Below are 20908 nucleotides of genomic sequence, written 5' to 3' on the forward strand. Positions count from 1 at the left end.
GAAGTATGCAATTTCCGAGTATTTAAGTCAACTATAAGACCGATTGATTTACTCAGGATTGACCGCAAAAAGAGGCGGCATGATAGCAAATGCCGCCTCTGCGCGCATCAGGCGGCAGGCTTGTCGCCCTGCCCCTTGCACACCTCGGCGAAGTCTTCATCGCGCAATGCAGGCAGGGCCTTGGCGCGGTAGCCGCAATCCATCGAGGCCAGTGCCTTGCTGACATCCTCGAGCCGACCATCTACAGCATGCAGATGATCGAGCAGTTGGCCGATGGCACGCGCCACCGGGTCGGGCATATCCTGACCGACGCCGTAGGCATCGAAACCGATCTTCTCGGCCATGGCCTGGCGCTTGGCCTCCTGCTCGTCGTCGGACTTGACGATGATCTTGCCAGGAATGCCCACCGCAGTCGCACCCGCCGGCACAGCCTTGGTCACCACCGCATTGGAGCCGATCTTGGCACCCGCACCGACAGTGAACGGCCCCAGCACCTTGGCCCCGGCACCGACCACCACACCGTCCTCCAGAGTGGGATGGCGCTTGCCCTTGTTCCAGCTGGTACCACCCAGCGTCACCCCTTGATAGAGCGTGACGTCATTGCCGATCTCGGCGGTCTCGCCAATCACGATACCCATGCCGTGATCAATGAAGAAGCGACGCCCGATCTTCGCCCCCGGATGAATCTCGATACCGGTCATCCAGCGCCCGAAATTGGACACCACGCGCGCCAGCCACTTCCAGCCCGAACGCCACAGCGCATGCGCCACACGATGCAACCACACGGCGTGCAGCCCCGGATAGCAGGTCACCACCTCGAAGGCATTACGCGCTGCCGGATCACGGTGAAAAACGCCCTGGATATCTTCTCGAATGCGTTCAAACATCAGACTTCCCCTGCTTGTGAGGCTCTCCACGCACGGCCTTCTCTGTCTCGGTAAGGATGCCGCGCAGGATATTCATCTCCAACTTGCTCACCGCACTGCGCCCATAAAGCCGACGCAGGCGAGTCATCAGGTGCCGCGGCTTCTGCGGATCGAGAAACCCGATCATCACCAGCACGCGCCGCAAATGACCGTAGAAAGACTCCAGCTCATCCGCCGTCGCCGCCTGGGAGTTGAGCATGGCCGTAGCCTCCAGCTTCTCTACCTTGGTCGGCAGATTCTGCGCCGTGAGCCACGCCATACGAACTTCATAGGCCAGCACCTGCACCGCCGCCGCCAGATTCAGCGAACTGAACTCGGGATTGGACGGGATATGCACGTGATATTGACATCGCTGCAGCTCCTCATTGGTCAAGCCGGCGTACTCACGCCCGAACACCAACGCCACTTCGCCGCCAGCAGCGGCCTGCTCGCAACTGGTCACGCCGCACTCGCGCGGATCCAGCAGCGGCCAGGGAATACGCCGATCGCGAGCACTGGTGCCGATCACCAGACTGCAACCGACCAGCGCCTCTTCAAGACTACCGACAACCTGTGCAGCATCCAGCACATCGGTCGCGCCGGATGCGCGCGCCACAGCGTCGCCACTGGGAAAATCCTCTGGCTCGACCAGCACCAGACGCGACAGACCCATGTTTTTCATCGCCCGCGCCGCGCCGCCGATATTGCCCGGATGACTGGTGCCCACCAAAACCACGCGAATATTGTCCAGCAACGCAGACACTCTCAGAAATCTTCAGGGGGCAACGATCTTACCCAAGCCCTTCGATTAATGCCATGCAGCGTACAGACGGCGCTTCATCGGCAACGGTTTTCTGCTAACATGGCCGGCTTTCTTTAACGCCCCAGGTGAACCTCCCATGCAGCCCATGCTGAATATCGCCCTGCGCGCCGCTCGCAGCGCCGGTGAAATGATCTTTCGCTCCATCGAGCGCCTGGACGTCATCTCGGTAGACGAGAAGGATGCCAATGATTACGTCACCGAGGTCGACAAGGCCGCCGAGTTGATGATCGTCCAGGCCATTCGCAAGGCCTACCCGACCCACAGTTTCCTGGGTGAAGAAGGCGGCGTGCTGGAAGGCAGTGGCGACGGCGCCGACTACCAGTGGATCATCGACCCGCTGGACGGCACCACCAACTTCATCCGCGGTGTTCCGCACTTCGCCATCAGCATCGCCTGCAAATATCGCGGCCGCCTTGAGCACGCTATCGTTCTCGACCCGGTACGCCAGGAAGAATTCACCGCCAGCCGCGGCCGTGGCGCCGCCCTCAACGGTCGCCGCCTGCGCGTGAGCAACCGCAAGAGCCTGGACGGCGCACTGCTGGGCACCGGCTTCCCATTCCGCAACGAGCAGTTGGACAACCTCGAGAACTACCTGGGCATGTTCCGCAGCCTGGTCGGCCAGACCGCCGGCGTACGCCGTGCCGGTGCCGCCAGCCTGGATCTGGCTTATGTCGCAGCCGGCCGCTACGACGCCTTCTGGGAGTTTGGCCTGTCCGAGTGGGACATGGCAGCCGGCGCCCTGCTGATTCAGGAAGCAGGCGGCCTGGTCAGCGACTTCACTGGTGGCCACGAATTCCTTGAGAAAGGCCAGATCGTTGCCGGTAACACCAAATGCTTCAAGGCCGTGCTGACCGCAATCCAGCCACATCTGGCACCCTCGATGAAGCGCTGAGTTCCATCGAGCAATAAAAAAACGCCCCGAGGGGCGTTTTTTATTGCTTTGTATTCTTACTGAGCCTGCTGCACCAGCACCAGCTCACCTTGCTTGTTGACCGGAATACGGCTGCCCGGATCACGATCCATGCGCACGGTACCAACCTTCTCGCCCAGCTGATATTTCACGTCATAGCCCACCAGCTTCTCGCTGGTGTCGGTCACGGTATTGCAGCGGGTTTCGGTGGTGGTATAGGTATCTCGCTGCTGCATGCCTTCCTGAATCTTGTTGCCGGCGTAACCGCCGCCGACCGCACCAGCCACGGTGGCAATCTTCTTGCCAGTACCGCCACCGACCTGATTACCCAGCAGGCCACCAGCAATGGCGCCGATAGCAGTGCCAGCGATCTGGTGCTGGTCCTGCACAGGACGTTGACGGGTGACAGCCACGTCCTTGCACACTTCCCGCGGCGTTTTCACGGTTTCATTGATCGGGGTTACGGCCAGCACCTCGGCATAGTCCGGGCCACGATCGACCAGACTGTAGGTGGCGACGGCCCCACCAGCGGTCACACCCACAGCACCCAGTACGGCACCTACCAACATTGATTTATTCATTTTTGTGTCTCCTAGGCTCGGCGACTCGCGCCCTTCTCCCTGCCTAGGACAGCAAAAAGCCGCGACAAGTTCGACTTGCCGCGGCTTTCACTGACTTTCATGAAGCGCGTCACAACATCATGGACGACCGTCGTCGGCCTCGGCCTCGGCCACAGGAGGAATCAGATCCTCCACACTAAGCTTCAGCCATACCAGCACCGTGGCGCCGATGTAGACCGACGAGTAGGTCCCCACCACCACACCGACCAACAGGGTCAGCGCGAAGGCCGCCAGTACGTCACCGCCGAAGAACAGCAGTGCCAGCAGGGCCAGAGCGGTGGACAACGAGGTCGCGATGGTGCGCAGCAAGGTCTGGGTGATCGAAATGTCGATGTTATCGGTCAGCGAGGTTTTGCGCAGTACGCGGAAGTTCTCGCGGATACGGTCGTAGATGATGATGGTGTCGTTGAGCGAGTAACCGATCATCGCCAGCACCGCCGCCAGTACCGTCAGGTCGAATGGAATCTGGAAGAACGCCAGCACACCCAGGGTGATCACCACGTCGTGCACCAGCGAAGCGATCGCACCAACACCAAACTTCCACTGAAAGCGGAAAGCTAGGTAGAGCATGATCCCGCCGAGCGCCAGGAGCATGGCGATACCGCCCTGGTCACGCAGCTCTTCACCCACCTGCGGGCCGACGAACTCGACGCGCTTGACCTCGAAGCGCGCTGCCTCGTCGACCTTGCGCAGCGCAGCCGCGACCTCATTACCCAGATCAGGGGAATCGCCAGCCAGACGCACCAGTACATCCGTGCTGGCGCCAAAGCTTTGCACCACGGCGTCGGTATAACCGGCCTGGCTCAACTCGGCCTTGATCAGCTCTAGGTTGGCCGGCTGCTCGTACTGCAACTCGATCAGGGTGCCACCGGTGAAATCCAGGCCGAAATTAAGCCCCTTGGTAAACAGCGCGCCGAGACCAATCAGCGTCAGCACGACCGTAATGGAGAAGGCGATATTGCGGACCGCCATGAAACGAATGGTTGACTTGATCATGGCTGCACCTCAGATCCACAGCTTCTTGAAGTTACGGCCACCGAAGATCAGGTTGACCAGACCACGGGTGAACATGATGGCGGTGAACATCGACGTAATGATGCCCAGCGACAGCGTTACCGCGAAGCCCTTCACCGGACCGGTCCCCATGGCGAATAGGATGCCGCCCACCAACAAGGTGGTCAGGTTACTGTCCAGAATCGCCGAATAGGCACGATCGAAGCCCTCGTGCAGGGCACGCTGCACCGGCAGTCCATTGGCCAGCTCCTCGCGTATCCGCGAGAAAATCAGTACGTTGGCGTCTACCGCCATACCCAGGGTCAGCACGATACCGGCGATACCCGGCAGGGTCAGGGTCGCGCCAATGGCAGACATCAGACCGACCAGCAGCACCAGGTTGAACGCCAGGGCAACGGTCGCCAGCACACCGAAGAAGCGATAGATGGCGATGATGAACAGGGACACGAAGATCATCGCCCACTCGGTGGAGGCGATACCTTTGGCAATGTTCTCGGCCCCCAGGCTCGGACCGATGGTGCGTTCTTCAGCGAAGTACATCGGTGCCGCCAGCCCCCCCGCGCGCAGCAGCAGTGCCAGCTCGGACGATTCGCCCTGGCCATTCAGCCCGGTGATGCGGAACTGGCTGCCCAGTGGTGACTGGATGGTCGCCAGGCTGATGATCTTCTTCTCTTCCACGAAGGAAGAAATGGCAACTTCCTGCTCGACGCCGTCGATAGTCTGACGCACGTAGCGGGTGACCGGCTTCTGCTCGATGAAGATCACCGCCATGCTGCGGCCGACGTTGTTGCGGGTGGCGCGGTTCATCAGCTCGCCGCCGTGACCGTCGAGGCGAATGTTCACCTGCGGGCGACCATTCTCGTCAAAACTGGCCTGGGCGTCGGTCACATGATCGCCAGTGATGATCAGCTCACGCTCCAGCTGTACCGGCGGACGACCTTCCTCACGGAAGCTGAAGGTCTCGGTGGCGCCACGCGGCGCATTGGGGTCGGCCTGCAGACGGAACTCCAGGCTGGCGGTCTTGCCGAGAATACGCTTGGCCTCGGCAGTGTCCTGCACACCCGGCAGCTCCACCACGATACGGTTGGCACCCTGGCGCTGCACCAGCGGCTCGGCCACGCCCAGTTCATTAACGCGATTGCGTACAGTGGTGAGGTTCTGGCGAATGGAGTACTCACGAATCTCGGCGATCTTCGCCTGAGTCAGACCCAGCTGCAGAATATGCTGGCCGCCACGCTCGACAGTGGTCAGTTCGAAATCGCTGTAATCCTTGCGAATCAGGCGCTGCGCCTTGTCCAGCGTGTCGCTGTCGGCAAAGCCGAGCTGAATCCGGCCATTGCTTTCCGGCATGCTGCGGTAGCGAATACGCTCCTTGCGCAGCAGGCTCTTGATCTCACCTTCATAAACCTTGCGGCGCACATCCAGCGCCTTGTCCATGTCGACTTCCAGCAGGAAGTGCACACCACCAGACAGATCCAGGCCGAGCTTCATCGGGCTCGCACCCAGGCTACGCAGCCAGTCGGGGGTGGTTTGCGCCAGGTTCAGCGCCACGACGTAATCATCGCCCAGCGCACGGCGGACGATGTCCTTGGCCGGCAACTGGTCATCCTGCTTGGTCAGACGAATCAGGCCAGCGCGGCCACGCTCGTCGATGCTGGCAGCCTTGACGGCAATACCGGCGTCCTGCAGCGCTTTGCTGGCACGGTCGACATCCGCCTGCTCGATGCTCAGCGCCGAGCTGGCGCCGCTGATCTGTATGGCAGGATCGTCTGGATAAAGGTTGGGAATGGAGTACACCAGGCCGATTGCCAGAACGGACAAAATCAGCAGGTACTTCCACAGAGGGTATTTATTGAGCATGAACGAGCCGCCCGCTTTATGACGCGGGGCGCTAAAGTGCACCTCTAAAAACTACCTGCGTTGCCATCGCTGCGTTAAAAACAGGCTCAAAATGCTCGAAAAACGCTCGTAAAGTCGCTCGCGACCCCGGCCGTTTTTCGCCTGTTTTTGCCTTGCGCTGGCTGCCTCGCCTACGTTTTTAGAAGTGCCCTAAAGCGCCCCGTCGAATGGAAACTAAGAACCGAATCAGATGGCTTTCAGCGTGCCCTTGGGCAGGGTGGCAGCGATGGCCTGCTTCTGAAATTTCAGTTCGACGGTGTCAGACACCTCGATCACCACGAAATCGTCAGCGACCTTGGACACCTTGCCAGCGATACCGCCGCTGGTGACCACTTCGTCGCCCTTCTGCAGGCTGCCGAGCAGGTTCTTGTGTTCCTTGGCGCGTTTGGCCTGCGGACGCCAGATCATCAGATAGAAGATGACCAGAAAGCCGATCAGGAAAACCCACTCGAAACCGCTGCCGGCAGGGCCGGCAGCCGCGGTGTCAGCGTAAGCGGCGGGGATGAAAAAGCTCATGTATCACTCCTAATGGAAAAGATCTTGAATCGTTCGGGAATCAGTCAAGCGGCGGCACAGGCAGGCCGCGCTTGGCATAGAAGGTTTCGACGAAGGCGGCCAATGTACCCTGTCCGATAGCCTCGCGCAAACCAGCCATAACCCGCTGATAATGCCGCAAGTTATGGATGGTATTGAGCATGCTACCGAGCATTTCGCCGCACTTGTCCAGATGATGCAGATAAGCGCGCGAGAAATGTTTACAGGTGTAACAGTCGCAGGTCGGGTCCAGCGACGAGTCGTCGTGTTTGTGCACGGCGTTGCGAATCTTCACCACGCCGGTATCGACGAACAGGTGGCCGTTGCGCGCATTGCGCGTCGGCATCACGCAGTCGAACATGTCCACGCCACGGCGCACACCCTCGACCAGGTCTTCCGGCTTGCCTACGCCCATCAGGTAGCGCGGCTTGTCGGCCGGCATGTGCGGCGGCAGGAAATCCAACACACGGATCATCTCTTCCTTCGGCTCGCCGACCGACAGCCCGCCAATGGCCAGGCCGTCGAAGCCGATTTCGCAAAGCCCTTCGAGCGAGCGCATGCGCAGCTCTTCATGCATGCCACCCTGAACGATACCGAACAGCGCCGCCGTGCTCTCGCCATGCGCAGTTTTGGAGCGCTTGGCCCAGCGCAGCGACAGCTCCATGGAACGCTTGGCCACATCGAATTCGGCCGGGTACGGCGTGCATTCATCGAAAATCATCACGATGTCCGAGCCCAGGTCACGCTGCACCTGCATCGACTCTTCCGGCCCCATGAACACCTTGGCACCATCGACCGGCGAGGCGAAGTACACGCCCTCCTCCTTGATCTTGCGCATGGCACCGAGGCTGAACACCTGGAAGCCGCCAGAGTCGGTGAGGATCGGCCCCTGCCACTGCATGAAATCGTGCAGGTCGCCGTGTTTCTTGATCACCTCCATACCTGGACGCAGCCACAGGTGGAAGGTGTTGCCGAGGATGATCTGCGCGCCAATGGCCTCGATATCACGCGGCAACATGCCCTTGACCGTGCCATAGGTACCCACCGGCATGAACGCCGGGGTTTCCACCACGCCACGCGGAAAGGTCAGGCGACCGCGTCGGGCCTTGCCGTCGGTGGCCAGCAACTCGAAGGACATGCGACAGGTGCGCGACATACTCAAACCTCGGGCCCGCGCGCGGCGGGATTGCGGGTGATGAACATGGCATCACCGTAACTGAAGAAGCGATAGCCCTGCGCCACGGCTTCGCGGTAGGCGGCCATGGTTTCGGGATAACCGGCGAAGGCCGACACCAGCATCAGCAGGGTCGACTCGGGCAGGTGGAAATTGGTTACCAGGGCATCGACCACATGAAAGGGACGACCGGGGTAGATAAAGATGTCGGTATCACCGCTGAAGGGTTTCAACTCGCCATCGCGAGCGGCCGTCTCCAGGGAGCGCACGCTGGTGGTACCCACGGCAACCACGCGCCCGCCACGCGCACGGCAGGCCGCCACGGCGTCGACCACACCCTGGCCAACCTCCAGCCATTCGCTGTGCATGTGGTGATCTTCGATACGCTCGACCCGCACCGGCTGGAAGGTGCCCGCACCGACGTGCAAGGTCACGAATGCGGTTTCCACACCCTTGGCACGGATCGCCGCCAACAGCTCGTCATCGAAGTGCAGACCGGCAGTCGGCGCAGCGACGGCCCCCGCCTTCTGCGCATAGACGGTCTGATAACGCTCACGATCCGCTTCGTCGTCCGGTCTGTCTATATAAGGAGGCAGCGGCATATGGCCGACACGCTCCAGCAGCGGCAGCACCGGCTCGGCAAAACGCAGCTCGAACAGCGCATCGTGGCGCGCGACCATCTCGGCCTCTGCGCCACCGTCGATAAGAATCTGCGACCCCGGCTTGGGCGACTTGCTCGAACGCACATGCGCAAGCACCCGATACTGATCGAGCACACGCTCGACCAACACCTCCAGCTTGCCGCCCGAGGCCTTCTGGCCGAACAGACGCGCCGGGATCACCCGCGTGTCGTTGAACACCATCAGATCACCGGGGCGCAGTTGCTCCAGCACATCGGTGAACTGGCCATGGCGCAGCGCACCCGTTGGCCCGTCGAGCTGCAACAGGCGACTGGCACGACGCTCAGCCAACGGATGACGGGCAATCAGCGATTCGGGAAGGTCGAAGTGAAAATCGGCAACACGCATGATTCGGAGGGGGCATTTTTGCAGGGTCGCAGAGCTTACCGGATTTCCACTGGCCCGGCCACGTGAGCCTGCGGGGCATAGCGGGCAACGATACGCGCCAGGGTGCCATCGGCCTGCAGAGAACGGATCGCAGCATTAAAGGCCGCCAACCTGTTCGCCTGCTGCTGATGCAGGCGCAGACGCAACTGAGAGCGATTGATCGTCGGCCCCTCCTCTACCTGCCAACGAGCCCCCTGCAACATCGCATGCTCATGCTGCAGGTAGCGCCATTCCAGACGATCCAGAATGCCGACCTCGCTACGCCCCTGCGCGACCAGGTGAATCAGCGCCTGCACATCGGCACCATCGTGACGCTGGAAATACTCACTGCCGACGTAGCCATAACCACGCACGGTCGCGATCGAACGCCCACGCAAATTCTGCAGCCGTTGATAGGCAAAACGCCTGCCTGGCGCGAAAACCAGCATCTCCTCGGCCTCGAGCACCGGCACCGTCCACAACGACACCTCACCCTGCCCGGCATCACGGCGCCAGTGCTTGCTCACGCAACACTCAATCTGCAGCGCCCCCTCGCGAAACAGCTTCTGCGTGCGCAGCGGCGGCAAGGGACGACTGGCTTGCAACTGTTCTGGCAAGCGCTCATCCAGTGCGAGCATGAATTACAGGCCATAGCCATCACGCTCGCCGCCAAGGGCCGGCAAACCGTAACAACACCGCCGCGCCCGATGACAACGGCTTGCACGCAGACGGACTCAGCATTGACCAGAGAACAACAGCAACGCCGATTGACCGGCGCCAGACGCATCCCTATACTTCGCCGCCATCGTGCCCCGGTGGCGGAATCGGTAGACGCGGCGGATTCAAAATCCGTTTTCGAAAGGAGTGGGAGTTCGAGTCTCCCCCGGGGCACCACGATACAAGAAGCCCGTAAGACATTGGTCTTACGGGCTTTTTCGTTTGCGTCCGAGCAACCCGGACGCCACTCACGGGCAGCTTACTGCTACACCGGTATTGCGCCCGGACAGCCCCCGCAAAACCTGGCCGGCGACCTTGCCGGCAGGGGTTGGCATTTGCGCAAAACTTAGCGTAGAGTGAACCCACTGTTTGCATGGGTCGCTGTGAATCGTGACTCTGGTGCAGCAGATCATCAAGATCCGCTACATCCCGCTCGACTTCTATTACTCCTTGCAACCAGTCTCAGCCCTCTATCTATGTGGAGGCTGTCATCAACTCTAGTTTCAAGGAAAAAGACATGTCGAATCGTCAGAACGGTACCGTCAAGTGGTTTAACGACGAGAAAGGTTTTGGTTTTATCACTCCCGAAAGCGGTCCGGATCTGTTCGTGCACTTCCGCGCGATCGAAGGTAACGGCTTCAAGAGCCTGAAAGAAGGCCAGAAAGTCAGCTTCGTAGCTGTGCAAGGTCAAAAAGGTATGCAGGCTGACCAGGTTCAAGTCCTGGGTTAATCGCCGCCGCCTTGAAAAACCCCTGATAACTGTCAGGGGTTTTTTTTGCCTGTCTTTCCCGTAGCAGCGCCAGGTTACAGATAGCCCGCGCACATCTTTATATCGATCGCAAAGTCGCGGTTAGCAGGCTGTTGAAAAACTACCTACGTTGCCATTGCTGCGTTAAAAACAGGCTCAAAATGCTCATTTACAACTCGTAAACTCCGCTTTTTCGCCTGTTTTTGCCTTGCACTGGCTGCCTCGCCTACGTTTTTCAACGGCCTGCTAGAATGGCGCGCACTTTCGTCTCAGCGAGCCCATCATGCCGAAACACCAGTTACGCCCGCAGGGTGACTTCCCCACTGCAGGGCCGATTCGTCGCCTGGCGGCCCTCTTCTACGATTCTCTGCTCTGCGTGGCATTGATCATGGTGGTCACCCTGATCTATCAGCAGGGCATTTTGCGCCTGATCCACGGCGGCGATAGGCTGATGGCCATGTCCGAAGCCGGCGCACTGGATAACGACCCGCTGCTTGCCAGCCTGGTGCTGCTGTCACTGTTCGCCTTCTTCGCCAAGTTCTGGACGCACAATGGCCAGACGCTGGGCATGCAGGCCTGGGGATTGCGCATTCAGAACGCCGACGGCAGCGCCATCGACCTGTGGCAGGCTCTGCTGCGCTTCGTGGTCGCCATTGGCTCCTGGCTGTTTGCCGGCCTGGGCTTTCTCTGGCTGCTGTGGGACAAGCAGGGCCGCACCTGGCACGACATCTACTCCGACAGCCGCGTGGTGCAACTGCCGAAGAACATTCACAAGAAGTAGTGGCGCAGATGCAAAAAAGCCGGTTCATCGAACCGGCTTTTCATGCCCACGACAATCTGCTCAACCGGCACGCCGCAGCAACCACACCCCGGCCAGGGCACAGATACCGGCCGGCACCAGCACCGCCAGCAGCGGCGAGAAACCGAACAGCAGGCTCGATGGGCCGAGCAGGTCCTGGGCAATACGGAAGATGAAACCCACCAGCACCCCCGTGAACACACGCTGCCCCAGGGTCACCGAGCGCAGCGGGCCGAAGATGAAGGAAATCGCCATCAATACCAGCGCGCCGGTTACCAGTGGCTGCAGCACCTTGGTCCAAAATGCCAGCCAGTAGCGCGCGTTATTCAACCCCTGCTCGCCCAGATAATGGATGTACTGCCACAGCCCGGTGACCGACAGCGCCTCGGGCTCCATCACGACAGTGCCGAGCAGTTCCGGATTGAGCTCGATATCCCAGCGCTCTTCAGGCTGGTTGATCACCTCGGAGCGATCCTCATGCAGCACGGTGGTCTGCACATTGCGCAGCATCCAGTGGCTGTCCCGGTACTCGGCACGACGGGCAAAGCTGGCCGAGAGCAGGCGACGCTCGTCATCGAAGCGATAACGCGTCACCCCCAACAGGATGCCATTGGGCTGCACGGCGTTGATATGCACGTACTCCTGGCCCTGGCGATGCCACATGCCACGCTTGGAGCTTTGCGCCGCGCCACCGCCCTGGGCCAATGCGCGATCCGCCTGGGCCTGATTCTCGGTCAGCGGCGCGACGTATTCGCCGATCAGAATACCGGCCAGCATCAGCACCAGCATGGGTTTCATCACCGCCCAGACGATACGCCCGATGGAGACACCGGCGGCGCGCATGATGGTCAGCTCACTGTTGCTGGCCAGCGTACCGAGGCCGATCAGGCAACCGATCAGCGCCGCCATCGGCAGCATTTCATAGGCGCGGCGCGGCGCCGTCAGCAGCACATACCAGAGCACCTGACCCAGGCCATAGTCGCCCTTGTTGAGGTCGCTGAGCTCGTCGATGAAGGCGAACAGCAATGCCAGCCCGAGAATGATCCCCAGTACTGCCAGAATGGCGAAGAACACCTGTGTGCCGATGTAGCGATCCAACTTAGCCATGAGCCACCTCCGCCACCGACGCACGACGAGTGGCCCACCACAGACTCAGACGCTCCCAGTACAACAACAGCATGCCGACGGCGAAGAAGATGCCATGCACCCACCACAAGCCCAGGGCCGGCGGCAGCCTGCCCTTGTCCAGCGCACCACGGGCGGCGATCAGCAGGCCGAGGTAGGCCATGTAGAGGAAAATTGCCGGCAGCAGCTTGAGAAAGCGCCCCTGACGCGGATTGACTTTCGACAGCGGCACCGCCAGCAAGGTGACGATGAAGACCAGCAGCGGCAGCGACAGGCGCCATTGCAGTTCAGCCTGCAGGCGTGGATCGTCGCTACCGAACAACTCGCGAGTCGGTGTGGCCTCGCGCTCACTGGCTTCGACGGCGACTTCAGGCTTGGGCAGCAACACACCATAGGTGTCGTACTGGATGGCACGGTAATCCGCCTCGCCCGGCTCACCATCATAGCGATAGCCGTTTTCCAGAATCAGATAACGACTGCCATCCGCCTGAATTTCCTGACGACCACTTTCGGCGACCAGCACGGTGATACCGCGCTCGGTACGACCATCGGCGGCGAAGCGCTTCTCCGACATGAACACGCCGCGCAGCTCGCTACGATCCGCTGACAGCTCCTGCGAATAGGTCACCCGCGAGCCATCCTTGAGCGACTGAAAGCGCCCCGGCACCAGGGTATCGAGTTCGGTCAGGGCATCCTGCTCATTGAGGATGCGCGCCACGCTGGCCACGCCTTGCGGCGCCAGGCCCATGCTCAGCCAGGCGACCAACAGGGCGACGACCAGCGCCGGTGCCATGCTGTAAACAGTAAGGCGCTGCTGGCTGACGCCAGTGGCCGACAGCACGGTCATTTCGCTGTCCAGGTAGAGGCGCCCGTAGGCCAGCAGGAAACCGAGGAACAGGCCCAGCGGCAGGATCAGTTGCAGAAAGCCGGGAATCCGGTAACCCATGATCAGAAACAGTACGCCCGGGTCGAGTACGCCCTGCGCGGCCTGGGCCAGATACTTGATGAAACGACCGCTCATGATGATCACCAGCAGCACGGCACTCACCGCACTGAGGGTCACCAGCACTTCGCGGGACAGATAACGGAAGACGATCAAACCGGACGCTCCAGGGTTGTCAGGCTCAGGCGCGAGCGCTCACACTAGCCGCACCTACTTGCCGGCCCACCGCAGGGTGGACCCTCGAAAAATGGCGGCTATTATCCGTCAAACCCGACTCTTTGTCTTGGGGACAGCTCACTATGGAATTCCTCGTCAAAAGCACCCGCCCGGAAACCCTGAAAACCGCGACCCTGGTCGTCGCCATCGGCGAAGGCCGCAAGCTCGGCATTGCGGCCAAGGCCGTCGACCTGGCCAGCAACGGTGCGCTGAGCGCCATGCTCAAGCGTGGCGACATCGCCGGCAAGCCGGGCCAGACCCTGCTGCTGCACAGCCTACCGGGACTCAAGGCCGAGCGTGTATTGCTGGTGGGCTGCGGCAAGGGTGATCTATCCGACCGTCAACTACGCAAGTTGGTTGCAAGCGTGCATGGCGTACTCAAGGGCCTGGGCGGCAGCGATGCCCTGCTCGCCCTCGACGAGCTCAAGGTCAAGGGCCGCGATACCTACGGCAAGACTCGTCTGATCATCGAAACCCTGGCCGACGGCAGCTACCTGTTCGAGCAGTTCAAGAGCCAGAAGACCGACCCACGTGCCCTGAAGAAGATCACCCTGGTCGTCGACAAGGCCGAGCTGGCCGATGCCGAACGCGGCCTGCAGCATGCCCGCGCCATCGCCGCGGGTGTCGCCTTCACCAAGAACCTGGGCAACCTGCCGCCCAACCTCTGCCACCCCAGCTACCTGGCCGAAGAAGCCAAGACCCTGGGCAAGGCCTACAAGAACCTCAAGGTGGAAATCCTCGACGAGAAGAAACTCAAGGAACTCGGCGCCGGCGCCTTCCTCGCCGTCGCTCAGGGCAGCGAGCAGCCGCCACGGATGATCGTCATGCACTACCAGGGCGGTAAGAAGGACGACAAACCCTTCGCCCTGGTCGGTAAAGGCATCACCTTCGATACCGGTGGCATCAGCATCAAACCGGCCGCCGGCATGGACGAGATGAAGTACGACATGTGCGGCGCCGCCAGCGTGCTCGGCACCCTCAAGGCCGTGCTCGAGCTGCAACTGCCGATCAACCTGGTGTGCCTGCTGGCCTGCGCCGAGAACATGCCCAGCGGCCGCGCCACCCGCCCCGGCGACATCGTCACCACCATGAGCGGGCAGACCGTGGAGATCCTCAACACCGACGCCGAAGGCCGTCTGGTGCTGTGCGACACCCTGACCTACGCCGAGCGCTTCAAACCGCAGGCGGTGATCGACATCGCCACCCTCACCGGTGCCTGCATCGTCGCCCTGGGCAGCAACGTCTCCGGCCTGATGGGCAACAACGACGCGCTGATCAAGCAAATCCTCAAGGCTGGCGAAAGCGCCGACGACCGCGCCTGGCAACTGCCGCTGTACGACGAGTACCAGGAGCAGTTGGACAGCCCCTTCGCCGACATCGCCAACATCGGCGGGCCGAAGGCCGGCACCATCACCGCCGGCTGCTTCCTGTCGCGCTTTGCCAAGAACTTCCATTGGGCGCACCTGGATATCGCCGGCACCGCCTGGATCAGCGGCGGCAAGGACAAAGGCGGCACTGGCCGCCCGGTGCCGCTGCTGACCCAGTACCTGCTGGATCGCGCCAAGGCCTGATCCAGCATCCGGGCCATGCTCGTGTAGGAGCGGCTTCAGCCGCGATAATTTGCGATGAAATCGCGGATTAATCCGCTCCTACAACATCCAGCCCATTACCCTCCAACCGTTGAAAACCGAATGCCCAGAATCGAGTTCTACGTTCTCTCCTCCAACGACGCCGTGGGCCGCCTGCGCGCCGCCTGCCAACTGGCGCTCAAGGCCTGGAGTGCCGGCCTGCCGGTGTTCGTTCGCGGCAGCGACGAGGCGCAGTGTGGTGAACTCGACGAACTGCTGTGGACATTCAAAGCCGAACGCTTTGTACCCCATGACCTGCACCATGAAGCGCCACTGTCACCCGTGGTATTGGGCATCGACGAAGTGCCGAGTAGCGAGCAGGGCGTGCTGATCAACCTCGGCAGCAGCCTGTCGCCGCATGTCGAGCGCTTTTCCCGCATTATCGAGATCGTCAATCAGCAGCCTGAACTGCTCAACGCCTGTCGCGAGAATTTCCGTACCTATCGCCAGCGCGGGTATGATCCGCAACGCGTCGAACTTTAGTGTCCGTGCACGCTCACAACACAAGCCATTCCAGCCCCTTTTCTCGCTGCGCCGATGATCATGGACACCCCCAAGCCTCCGCAAAAACCTGCTCAACTGCTGCACGACCTGGAGTCGATTCGCGAGCTGCTGGGCGATAACGGCAGTGAACCACCGCTGCTGATCGACTCGCTGGACCCGGACAGCATTCCGGTACTGTCCGATATCGTCAGCGCGCCGCCTGGCCCGCCGCCGCCCTTTCATGCCACGCCGACGCCCAAACCAACGCCAGCCCCGCAGCCAGCGCCAAGCACGCTGCGCGAGCGCATCGAGCCGCGCCTGCCTGACAGCACCCGCGATCTGCAGCATGTGCATGGCGAACTGCGCGCCGCTGCGCAACTGATCCTGCAGGACGTGATCGACGATTTCGTGCCGCAGATCGAGGCTGAACTCAAGCGCCGCCTCGAAGCCCGCCTGCCGCGTCTGCTGCCTCCACGCAAGTAAGCCCTGCCCTGTAGGAGCCCCGCCCCGGGGCGAATGCCAGACAGCAAAGAGCAAAAGCTTCGCCCCGAGGCGGGGCTCCTACAAAAGGTCTGCTCTGCCGCGCGGGGCTTATGGCTTGGCGCTCAGAAGCGGTATACTTGTCGGCTTTTCCGATCAGCCGTCAAAGGGTCCCGCCGCGCATGGACAAGACCTACCAGCCGCACGCCATTGAAACCGCCCTGTACCAGAACTGGGAAGCCAAGGGCTATTTCGCCCCGCAAGGCTCGGGCGAGCCCTACACCATCATGATCCCGCCGCCGAACGTCACCGGCAGCCTGCACATGGGCCACGGCTTCAACAACTCGATCATGGACTGCCTGATCCGCTTCCGCCGCATGCAGGGCCGCAATACCCTGTGGCAGCCAGGCACCGACCACGCGGGTATCGCCACGCAGATGGTGGTCGAGCGCCAGTTGGCCGCCGATGGCATCGGTCGCCACGACCTGGGCCGCGAGAAATTCCTCGAGAAAGTCTGGGAGTGGAAGGAACAGTCCGGCGGCACCATCACCCGCCAGATCCGTCGCCTGGGCAGCTCGGTGGACTGGTCGCGCGAGCGCTTCACCATGGACGAAGGTCTGTCCGAAGCCGTGAAAGAAGCCTTCGTCCGCCTGCACGAGGACGGCCTGATCTATCGTGGCAAGCGCCTGGTCAACTGGGACACCAAGTTCCACACCGCGATTTCCGACCTCGAAGTGGAAAACCACGACGAGAAAGGCCACCTGTGGAACCTGCGCTACCCGCTGGCCGATGGCAAGAAAACCGCTGAAGGCAAGGACTACCTGATCGTCGCCACCACCCGTCCGGAAACCATGCTCGGCGACTCCGCCGTGGCCGTGCACCCGGAAGACGAGCGCTACAAGGCGCTGATCGGCAGCTACATCGAACTGCCGCTGGTGGGCCGGCGCATCCCGATCATCGCCGACGACTACTGCGATCCCGAGTTCGGCACCGGCTGCGTGAAGATCACCCCGGCGCACGACTTCAATGACTACGAAGTGGGCAAGCGCCACAACCTGCCGCTGATCAACATCTTCGACAAGAACGCTGCCGTGCTGGCCACCGCCCAGGTGTTCAACCTCGATGGCAGCGTCAACGAGCAGATCGAAGCGAACATTCCAGCGCAGTTCGCCGGTCTGGATCGCTTCGAGGCGCGCAAGCAGATCGTCGCCGCCTTCGAGGCTGCCGGCCTGCTGGAGAAGATCGAAGACCACGCCCTGAAAGTGCCGAAAGGCGACCGCTCCGGCACCGTTATCGAGCCGTGGCTGACCGACCAGTGGTACGTCTCCACCAAGCCGCTGGCCGAGAAAGCCATCGCCGTGGTCGAGAGCGGTGAAATCCAGTTCGTGCCCAAGCAGTACGAGAACATGTACTTCAGCTGGATGCGTGACATCCAGGACTGGTGCATCAGCCGTCAGCTGTGGTGGGGCCACCGCATTCCGGCCTGGTACGACGATGCCGGCAACGTCTACGTCGGCCGTGACGAAGCGGAAGTGCGCGCCAAGCACAACCTCGGCGATGCCAACCTGCGCCAGGACGAAGACGTGCTCGACACCTGGTTCAGCTCCGGCCTGTGGACCTTCTCCACCCTCGGCTGGCCGCAGCAGACCGATTTTCTCAAGACCTTCCACCCAACGGATGTCTTGGTGACGGGCTTCGACATCATATTCTTCTGGGTCGCCCGGATGATCATGCTGTCGACCCACCTGACCGGGCAGATCCCGTTCAAGACCGTGTACGTGCACGGTCTGGTGCGCGACGGTCAGGGCCAGAAAATGTCCAAGTCCAAGGGCAACGTGCTCGACCCACTGGACATCGTCGACGGCATCGACCTCGAAGCCCTGGTGGCCAAGCGCACCAGCGGCATGATGCAGCCCAAGCTGGCCGAGAAGATCGCCAAGCAAACCCGCGCCGAATTCCCCGAAGGCATCGCCGCCTACGGCACCGACGCCCTGCGCTTCACCAACCTGGCGCTGGCCTCCACCGGCCGCGACATCAAGTTCGACATGGGCCGCGTCGAGGGCTACCGCAACTTCTGCAACAAGCTGTGGAACGCCGCCAACTTCGTTATCGAGAACACCGATAACCAGGACACCGGCATCAATGGCGAAACCGTAGACCTGTCGCCGGTAGACCGCTGGATCATCTCCGCCCTGCAGCGCTGCGAGGCTGACGTGACCCGCCACCTCGATGCCTTCCGCTTCGACCTGGCCGCCCAGGCCTTGTACGAGTTCATCTGGGACGAGTACTGCGCCTGGTACCTGGAACTGGTGAAGCCCGTTCTGTGGGACGAAAACGCGCCGATCGAGCGCCAGCGCGGCACCCGCCGCACCCTGGTGCGCGTGCTGGAAGTGATCCTGCGCCTGGCCCACCCGTTCATGCCCTTTATCACCGAAGAAATCTGGCAGCGCATCAAGGCCCAGGCTGGCGTCAGCGGCGAGACCATCATGCTGCAGGCCTGGCCGGTGGCCAACGAAAGCCGCATCGACACCGCTGCCGAAGGTGACATCGAGTGGGTCAAGCAACTGATGCTCGGCGTACGGCAGATTCGTGGCGAGATGAAAATCTCCATGGCCAAGCGCATCGACATCATCGTCGCCAACGCCAGTGCCGAGGACCTGCGCCGCCTGGCCGACTTCGAGCCGCTGCTGAGCAAACTGGCCAAGCTGGAGTCGGTGCGCGTGCTGGCTGCCGGTGAAGAAGCGCCGATGTCCGCCACCACTCTGGTCGGCGAGATGGAAGTGCTGGTGCCGATGGCCGGGCTGATCGACAAGGACGCCGAACTGGCGCGCCTGGACAAGGAAATCGGCCGTCTGCAAGGCGAAGTGCAGCGCGTCGGCGGCAAGCTGAGCAACCAGGGCTTCGTCGCCAAGGCCCCGGCCGAAGTGCTCGATAAAGAGCGCGCCAAACTGGCCGAGGCCGAACAGGCCCTGGCCAAGATGGTCGAGCAGCGCGGCAAGATCGCCGCACTCTGATCACCGCGCGACACCCACAGACCCGCGCCCCAACCGGCGCGGGTTTGTTTTTTTGGGAAGGGCATCAGCCCAGCTCGTAGGGTGGGCTTCAGCCCACAATCGGTACTGCGCCTCAACTGAGCCGCCCTCGCAAAGCCCGTCCAACAACAGGCTTGGCCTTTTCATAAGAGCGCCTTCCCGGCCTCTACCCCTTGTTTGATCGATCTCCCGGAACACCCATGACTGCCCGCTCCCCTTCCCTGCTCGACGCCTTGCTGCCAATTGGCGTGCTCGTCGTGCTGCTCAGCCTCTCCGTTTACCTGTTCGGCGACAGCTCCTCCAGCGGCCCGAACCAGATCGCCCTGATGAGCGCCGCCTTCGTCGCCGGCCTGGTCGGCCTGAAGAACGGCCTGCGCTGGGCCGAGATCGAGGAAGGCATACTCGCTGGCATCCATATGGCGATGAAGGCCAACCTGATTCTGCTGGCGGTCGGCGCGCTGATCGGCACCTGGATTCTCGCCGGCACGGTGCCGACCATGATCTGGCTGGGCCTGAAGCTGATCAGCGCCGAGTACTTCTACCTCACCAGTTGCCTGATCTGCGCGCTCACCGCGCTGTCGATCGGCAGCTCCTGGACGGTGGCCGGCACCCTCGGCATCGGCCTGATGGGCGTGGCGGCCGGGTTGGGCCTGGACCCGGCGATCACCGCCGGAGCGATCATTTCCGGCGCCTACTTCGGCGACAAGCTGTCGCCATTGTCGGACACCACCAACCTGGCCCCGGCCGCTGCCGGCGCCGAGCTGTTCGCGCATATCCGCAACATGCTGCGTACCACTGTGCCGGCGCTGCTGATCGCCCTGGTGATCTTCTTCGCCCTCGGCCAGCAGGCCAGCGCCGAACATGACACCAGCCGTATCGCCGAGGTGCTGACCGCGCTGGAGGCACAGTTCAACCTCGGCTGGCACCTGCTGCTGCCGGTAGCCTTCCTGCTGCTGCTCGCGGTGCGCCAGTGGGCGGCCTTCCCCGCGGTATTTCTCGCCGCCCTGCTCGGGGCGGTGTTCGCCGTTGTGTTCCAGCCAGAGGTGATGGCGCGCCTGGCTGACCCACAAGCTGGCGGCCTGGCGCCGCTGAAGACGGTATGGAGCGCGCTGTTCGCCGGCTACGAGTCGGCAAGCGGCAACGCCGAGCTGGACGGCCTGCTGTCCAAGGGCGGCATGGCCAGCATGCTCACCACGGTGTGGCTGATCATCTGCGCCATGTGCTTCGGCGGCGTGCTGGAGCGCCTTGGCCTGCTGCAACGCCTGCTAAAAAGCGCGCTACGCCTGGTGCGCAGCGACAGCGGCCTGGTCGCCAGCACCATCACCACCACCATCGGTACCAACATCATCACTGCCGACCAGTACATCGCCCTGGTGCTGCCCGGGCGCATGTACCGTGCCGAATACGAGAAACGCGGCCTGACGCCGACCAATCTGTCGCGCGCGCTGGAAGACGGCGGCACCCTGACCTCGGTGCTGGTGCCGTGGAACACCTGCGGCGCCTATATGGCCGCGACTCTCGGCGTCGCCACCCTGAGCTACCTGCCGTACTGCTTCTTCAACCTGATCATGCCGGTACTGGCCATCGCCCTCGCCTACCTGCTGCCACCCAAGCCGCAGACTGCCGCGTGATCCGTTTCGGGCCGGCCAGTGCACCGGCTCGAACTCCTCATTAGGTAGCAAAGCGCTCATCTCTTTGCTCTTTTCGCTATAAAAACCTTCCCTTTTTCCAATTGTTTCAGGCATCTTCACCCGCCTGGCAGCCCCCCTCCGGCACGTCCCAACCAATAAGAATCAGAACGGAACTCCGAAC

Annotated in this window: 19 protein-coding genes and 1 tRNA gene; 9 read left to right on the forward strand and 11 right to left on the reverse strand. The window is 61.9% G+C overall.

The annotated features are described in order from the left end of the window. Positions 1-107: 107 nt before the first annotated feature. Complete coding sequence (gene cysE / locus BLT86_RS13075; protein WP_072426068.1) at positions 108-887, reverse strand: serine O-acetyltransferase; 780 nt, start codon at positions 885-887, stop codon at positions 108-110. Beyond that, the gene (gene trmJ, locus BLT86_RS13080; RefSeq protein WP_139271268.1) at positions 880-1659 is read right to left on the reverse strand and encodes a tRNA (cytosine(32)/uridine(32)-2'-O)-methyltransferase TrmJ; all 780 of its coding nucleotides are present in this window, start codon (positions 1657-1659) and stop codon (positions 880-882) included. The genes cysE and trmJ overlap by 8 nt, the downstream gene beginning before the upstream one ends. A 145-nt stretch (positions 1660-1804) precedes the next feature. Between trmJ and suhB the strand changes: the two genes are divergently transcribed. Then, positions 1805-2620 (forward strand): type III secretion system regulator SuhB, encoded by an 816-nt coding sequence (gene suhB / locus BLT86_RS13085; protein WP_072426070.1) that lies wholly within the window; start codon positions 1805-1807, stop codon positions 2618-2620. A 56-nt stretch (positions 2621-2676) separates the two neighbouring features. Here suhB and BLT86_RS13090 read toward each other — a convergent pair whose 3' ends face one another. The 7 genes from BLT86_RS13090 to BLT86_RS13120 all read right to left on the reverse strand — a co-directional run bounded on the left by BLT86_RS13090 (position 2677) and on the right by BLT86_RS13120 (position 9563). After that, positions 2677-3219, reverse strand: coding sequence for a glycine zipper 2TM domain-containing protein (locus BLT86_RS13090; protein ID WP_026088404.1), 543 nt, complete (start codon positions 3217-3219; stop codon positions 2677-2679). A 117-nt stretch (positions 3220-3336) separates the two neighbouring features. After that, on the reverse strand, positions 3337-4254 hold the full coding sequence (secF, locus tag BLT86_RS13095; protein WP_092377256.1) for a protein translocase subunit SecF: 918 nt from the start codon (positions 4252-4254) through the stop codon (positions 3337-3339). Positions 4255-4263: 9 nt separating this feature from the next. Beyond that, positions 4264-6132 carry a protein translocase subunit SecD gene (secD, locus tag BLT86_RS13100; protein ID WP_003459675.1) on the reverse strand — a complete coding sequence of 623 codons (1869 nt, stop codon included), beginning with the start codon at positions 6130-6132 and terminating at the stop codon, positions 4264-4266. A gap of 225 nt (positions 6133-6357) precedes the next feature. Further along, positions 6358-6687: a preprotein translocase subunit YajC gene (gene yajC / locus BLT86_RS13105; RefSeq protein ID WP_017675190.1), complete on the reverse strand. Its 330-nt coding sequence runs from the start codon at positions 6685-6687 to the stop codon at positions 6358-6360. A gap of 40 nt (positions 6688-6727) precedes the next feature. Next, on the reverse strand, positions 6728-7843 hold the full coding sequence (gene tgt, locus BLT86_RS13110; protein WP_092380416.1) for a tRNA guanosine(34) transglycosylase Tgt: 1116 nt from the start codon (positions 7841-7843) through the stop codon (positions 6728-6730). Between the two features lie 20 nt (positions 7844-7863). After that, entirely contained in the window at positions 7864-8907 is a 1044-nt protein-coding gene (gene queA, locus BLT86_RS13115) for a tRNA preQ1(34) S-adenosylmethionine ribosyltransferase-isomerase QueA (RefSeq protein ID WP_092377259.1), read from the reverse strand. A 35-nt stretch (positions 8908-8942) separates the two neighbouring features. Beyond that, the gene (locus BLT86_RS13120) at positions 8943-9563 is read right to left on the reverse strand and encodes a substrate-binding periplasmic protein (protein WP_074859264.1); all 621 of its coding nucleotides are present in this window, start codon (positions 9561-9563) and stop codon (positions 8943-8945) included. A 171-nt stretch (positions 9564-9734) separates the two neighbouring features. On the opposite strand from BLT86_RS13120, the gene BLT86_RS13125 reads away from it, so the two are divergent. The 3 genes from BLT86_RS13125 to BLT86_RS13135 all read left to right on the forward strand — a co-directional run bounded on the left by BLT86_RS13125 (position 9735) and on the right by BLT86_RS13135 (position 11171). Then, positions 9735-9819 (forward strand) — tRNA-Leu (locus BLT86_RS13125). Positions 9820-10159: 340 nt separating this feature from the next. Further along, complete coding sequence (locus tag BLT86_RS13130) at positions 10160-10372, forward strand: cold-shock protein (protein WP_003459665.1); 213 nt, start codon at positions 10160-10162, stop codon at positions 10370-10372. A gap of 301 nt (positions 10373-10673) precedes the next feature. Further along, positions 10674-11171 carry an RDD family protein gene (locus BLT86_RS13135; RefSeq protein ID WP_092377262.1) on the forward strand — a complete coding sequence of 166 codons (498 nt, stop codon included), beginning with the start codon at positions 10674-10676 and terminating at the stop codon, positions 11169-11171. A gap of 60 nt (positions 11172-11231) precedes the next feature. Here the strand turns inward: BLT86_RS13135 and lptG are convergent, their stop codons facing one another. Together lptG and lptF are read right to left on the reverse strand one after the other, a co-directional pair. Then, positions 11232-12296 (reverse strand): LPS export ABC transporter permease LptG, encoded by a 1065-nt coding sequence (gene lptG, locus BLT86_RS13140; protein ID WP_092377265.1) that lies wholly within the window; start codon positions 12294-12296, stop codon positions 11232-11234. After that, the gene (gene lptF, locus BLT86_RS13145; RefSeq protein ID WP_074859270.1) at positions 12289-13413 is read right to left on the reverse strand and encodes an LPS export ABC transporter permease LptF; all 1125 of its coding nucleotides are present in this window, start codon (positions 13411-13413) and stop codon (positions 12289-12291) included. Before lptF ends, lptG begins: the two co-directional genes overlap by 8 nt. Positions 13414-13556: 143 nt before the next feature. On the opposite strand from lptF, the gene BLT86_RS13150 reads away from it, so the two are divergent. From BLT86_RS13150 to nhaC, 5 genes are all read left to right on the forward strand, one after another. Further along, positions 13557-15044 (forward strand): leucyl aminopeptidase, encoded by a 1488-nt coding sequence (locus tag BLT86_RS13150; protein ID WP_092377268.1) that lies wholly within the window; start codon positions 13557-13559, stop codon positions 15042-15044. 120 nt (positions 15045-15164) lie between these two features. Continuing rightward, positions 15165-15584, forward strand: a complete 420-nt coding sequence (locus BLT86_RS13155) for a DNA polymerase III subunit chi (protein WP_092377271.1) — start codon at positions 15165-15167, stop codon at positions 15582-15584. Positions 15585-15644: 60 nt separating this feature from the next. Continuing rightward, complete coding sequence (locus BLT86_RS13160) at positions 15645-16067, forward strand: hypothetical protein (protein ID WP_003459654.1); 423 nt, start codon at positions 15645-15647, stop codon at positions 16065-16067. A 179-nt stretch (positions 16068-16246) separates the two neighbouring features. Beyond that, positions 16247-19078 carry a valine--tRNA ligase gene (locus BLT86_RS13165; RefSeq protein ID WP_092377274.1) on the forward strand — a complete coding sequence of 944 codons (2832 nt, stop codon included), beginning with the start codon at positions 16247-16249 and terminating at the stop codon, positions 19076-19078. Between the two features lie 218 nt (positions 19079-19296). Then, on the forward strand, positions 19297-20727 hold the full coding sequence (nhaC, locus tag BLT86_RS13170) for a Na+/H+ antiporter NhaC (protein WP_092377276.1): 1431 nt from the start codon (positions 19297-19299) through the stop codon (positions 20725-20727). The last annotated feature ends 181 nt before the right edge of the window (positions 20728-20908 follow it).

The sequence above is a fragment of the Pseudomonas sihuiensis genome, assembly GCF_900106015.1.
GTDB classification, from domain to species: Bacteria; Pseudomonadota; Gammaproteobacteria; order Pseudomonadales; family Pseudomonadaceae; genus Aquipseudomonas; species Aquipseudomonas sihuiensis.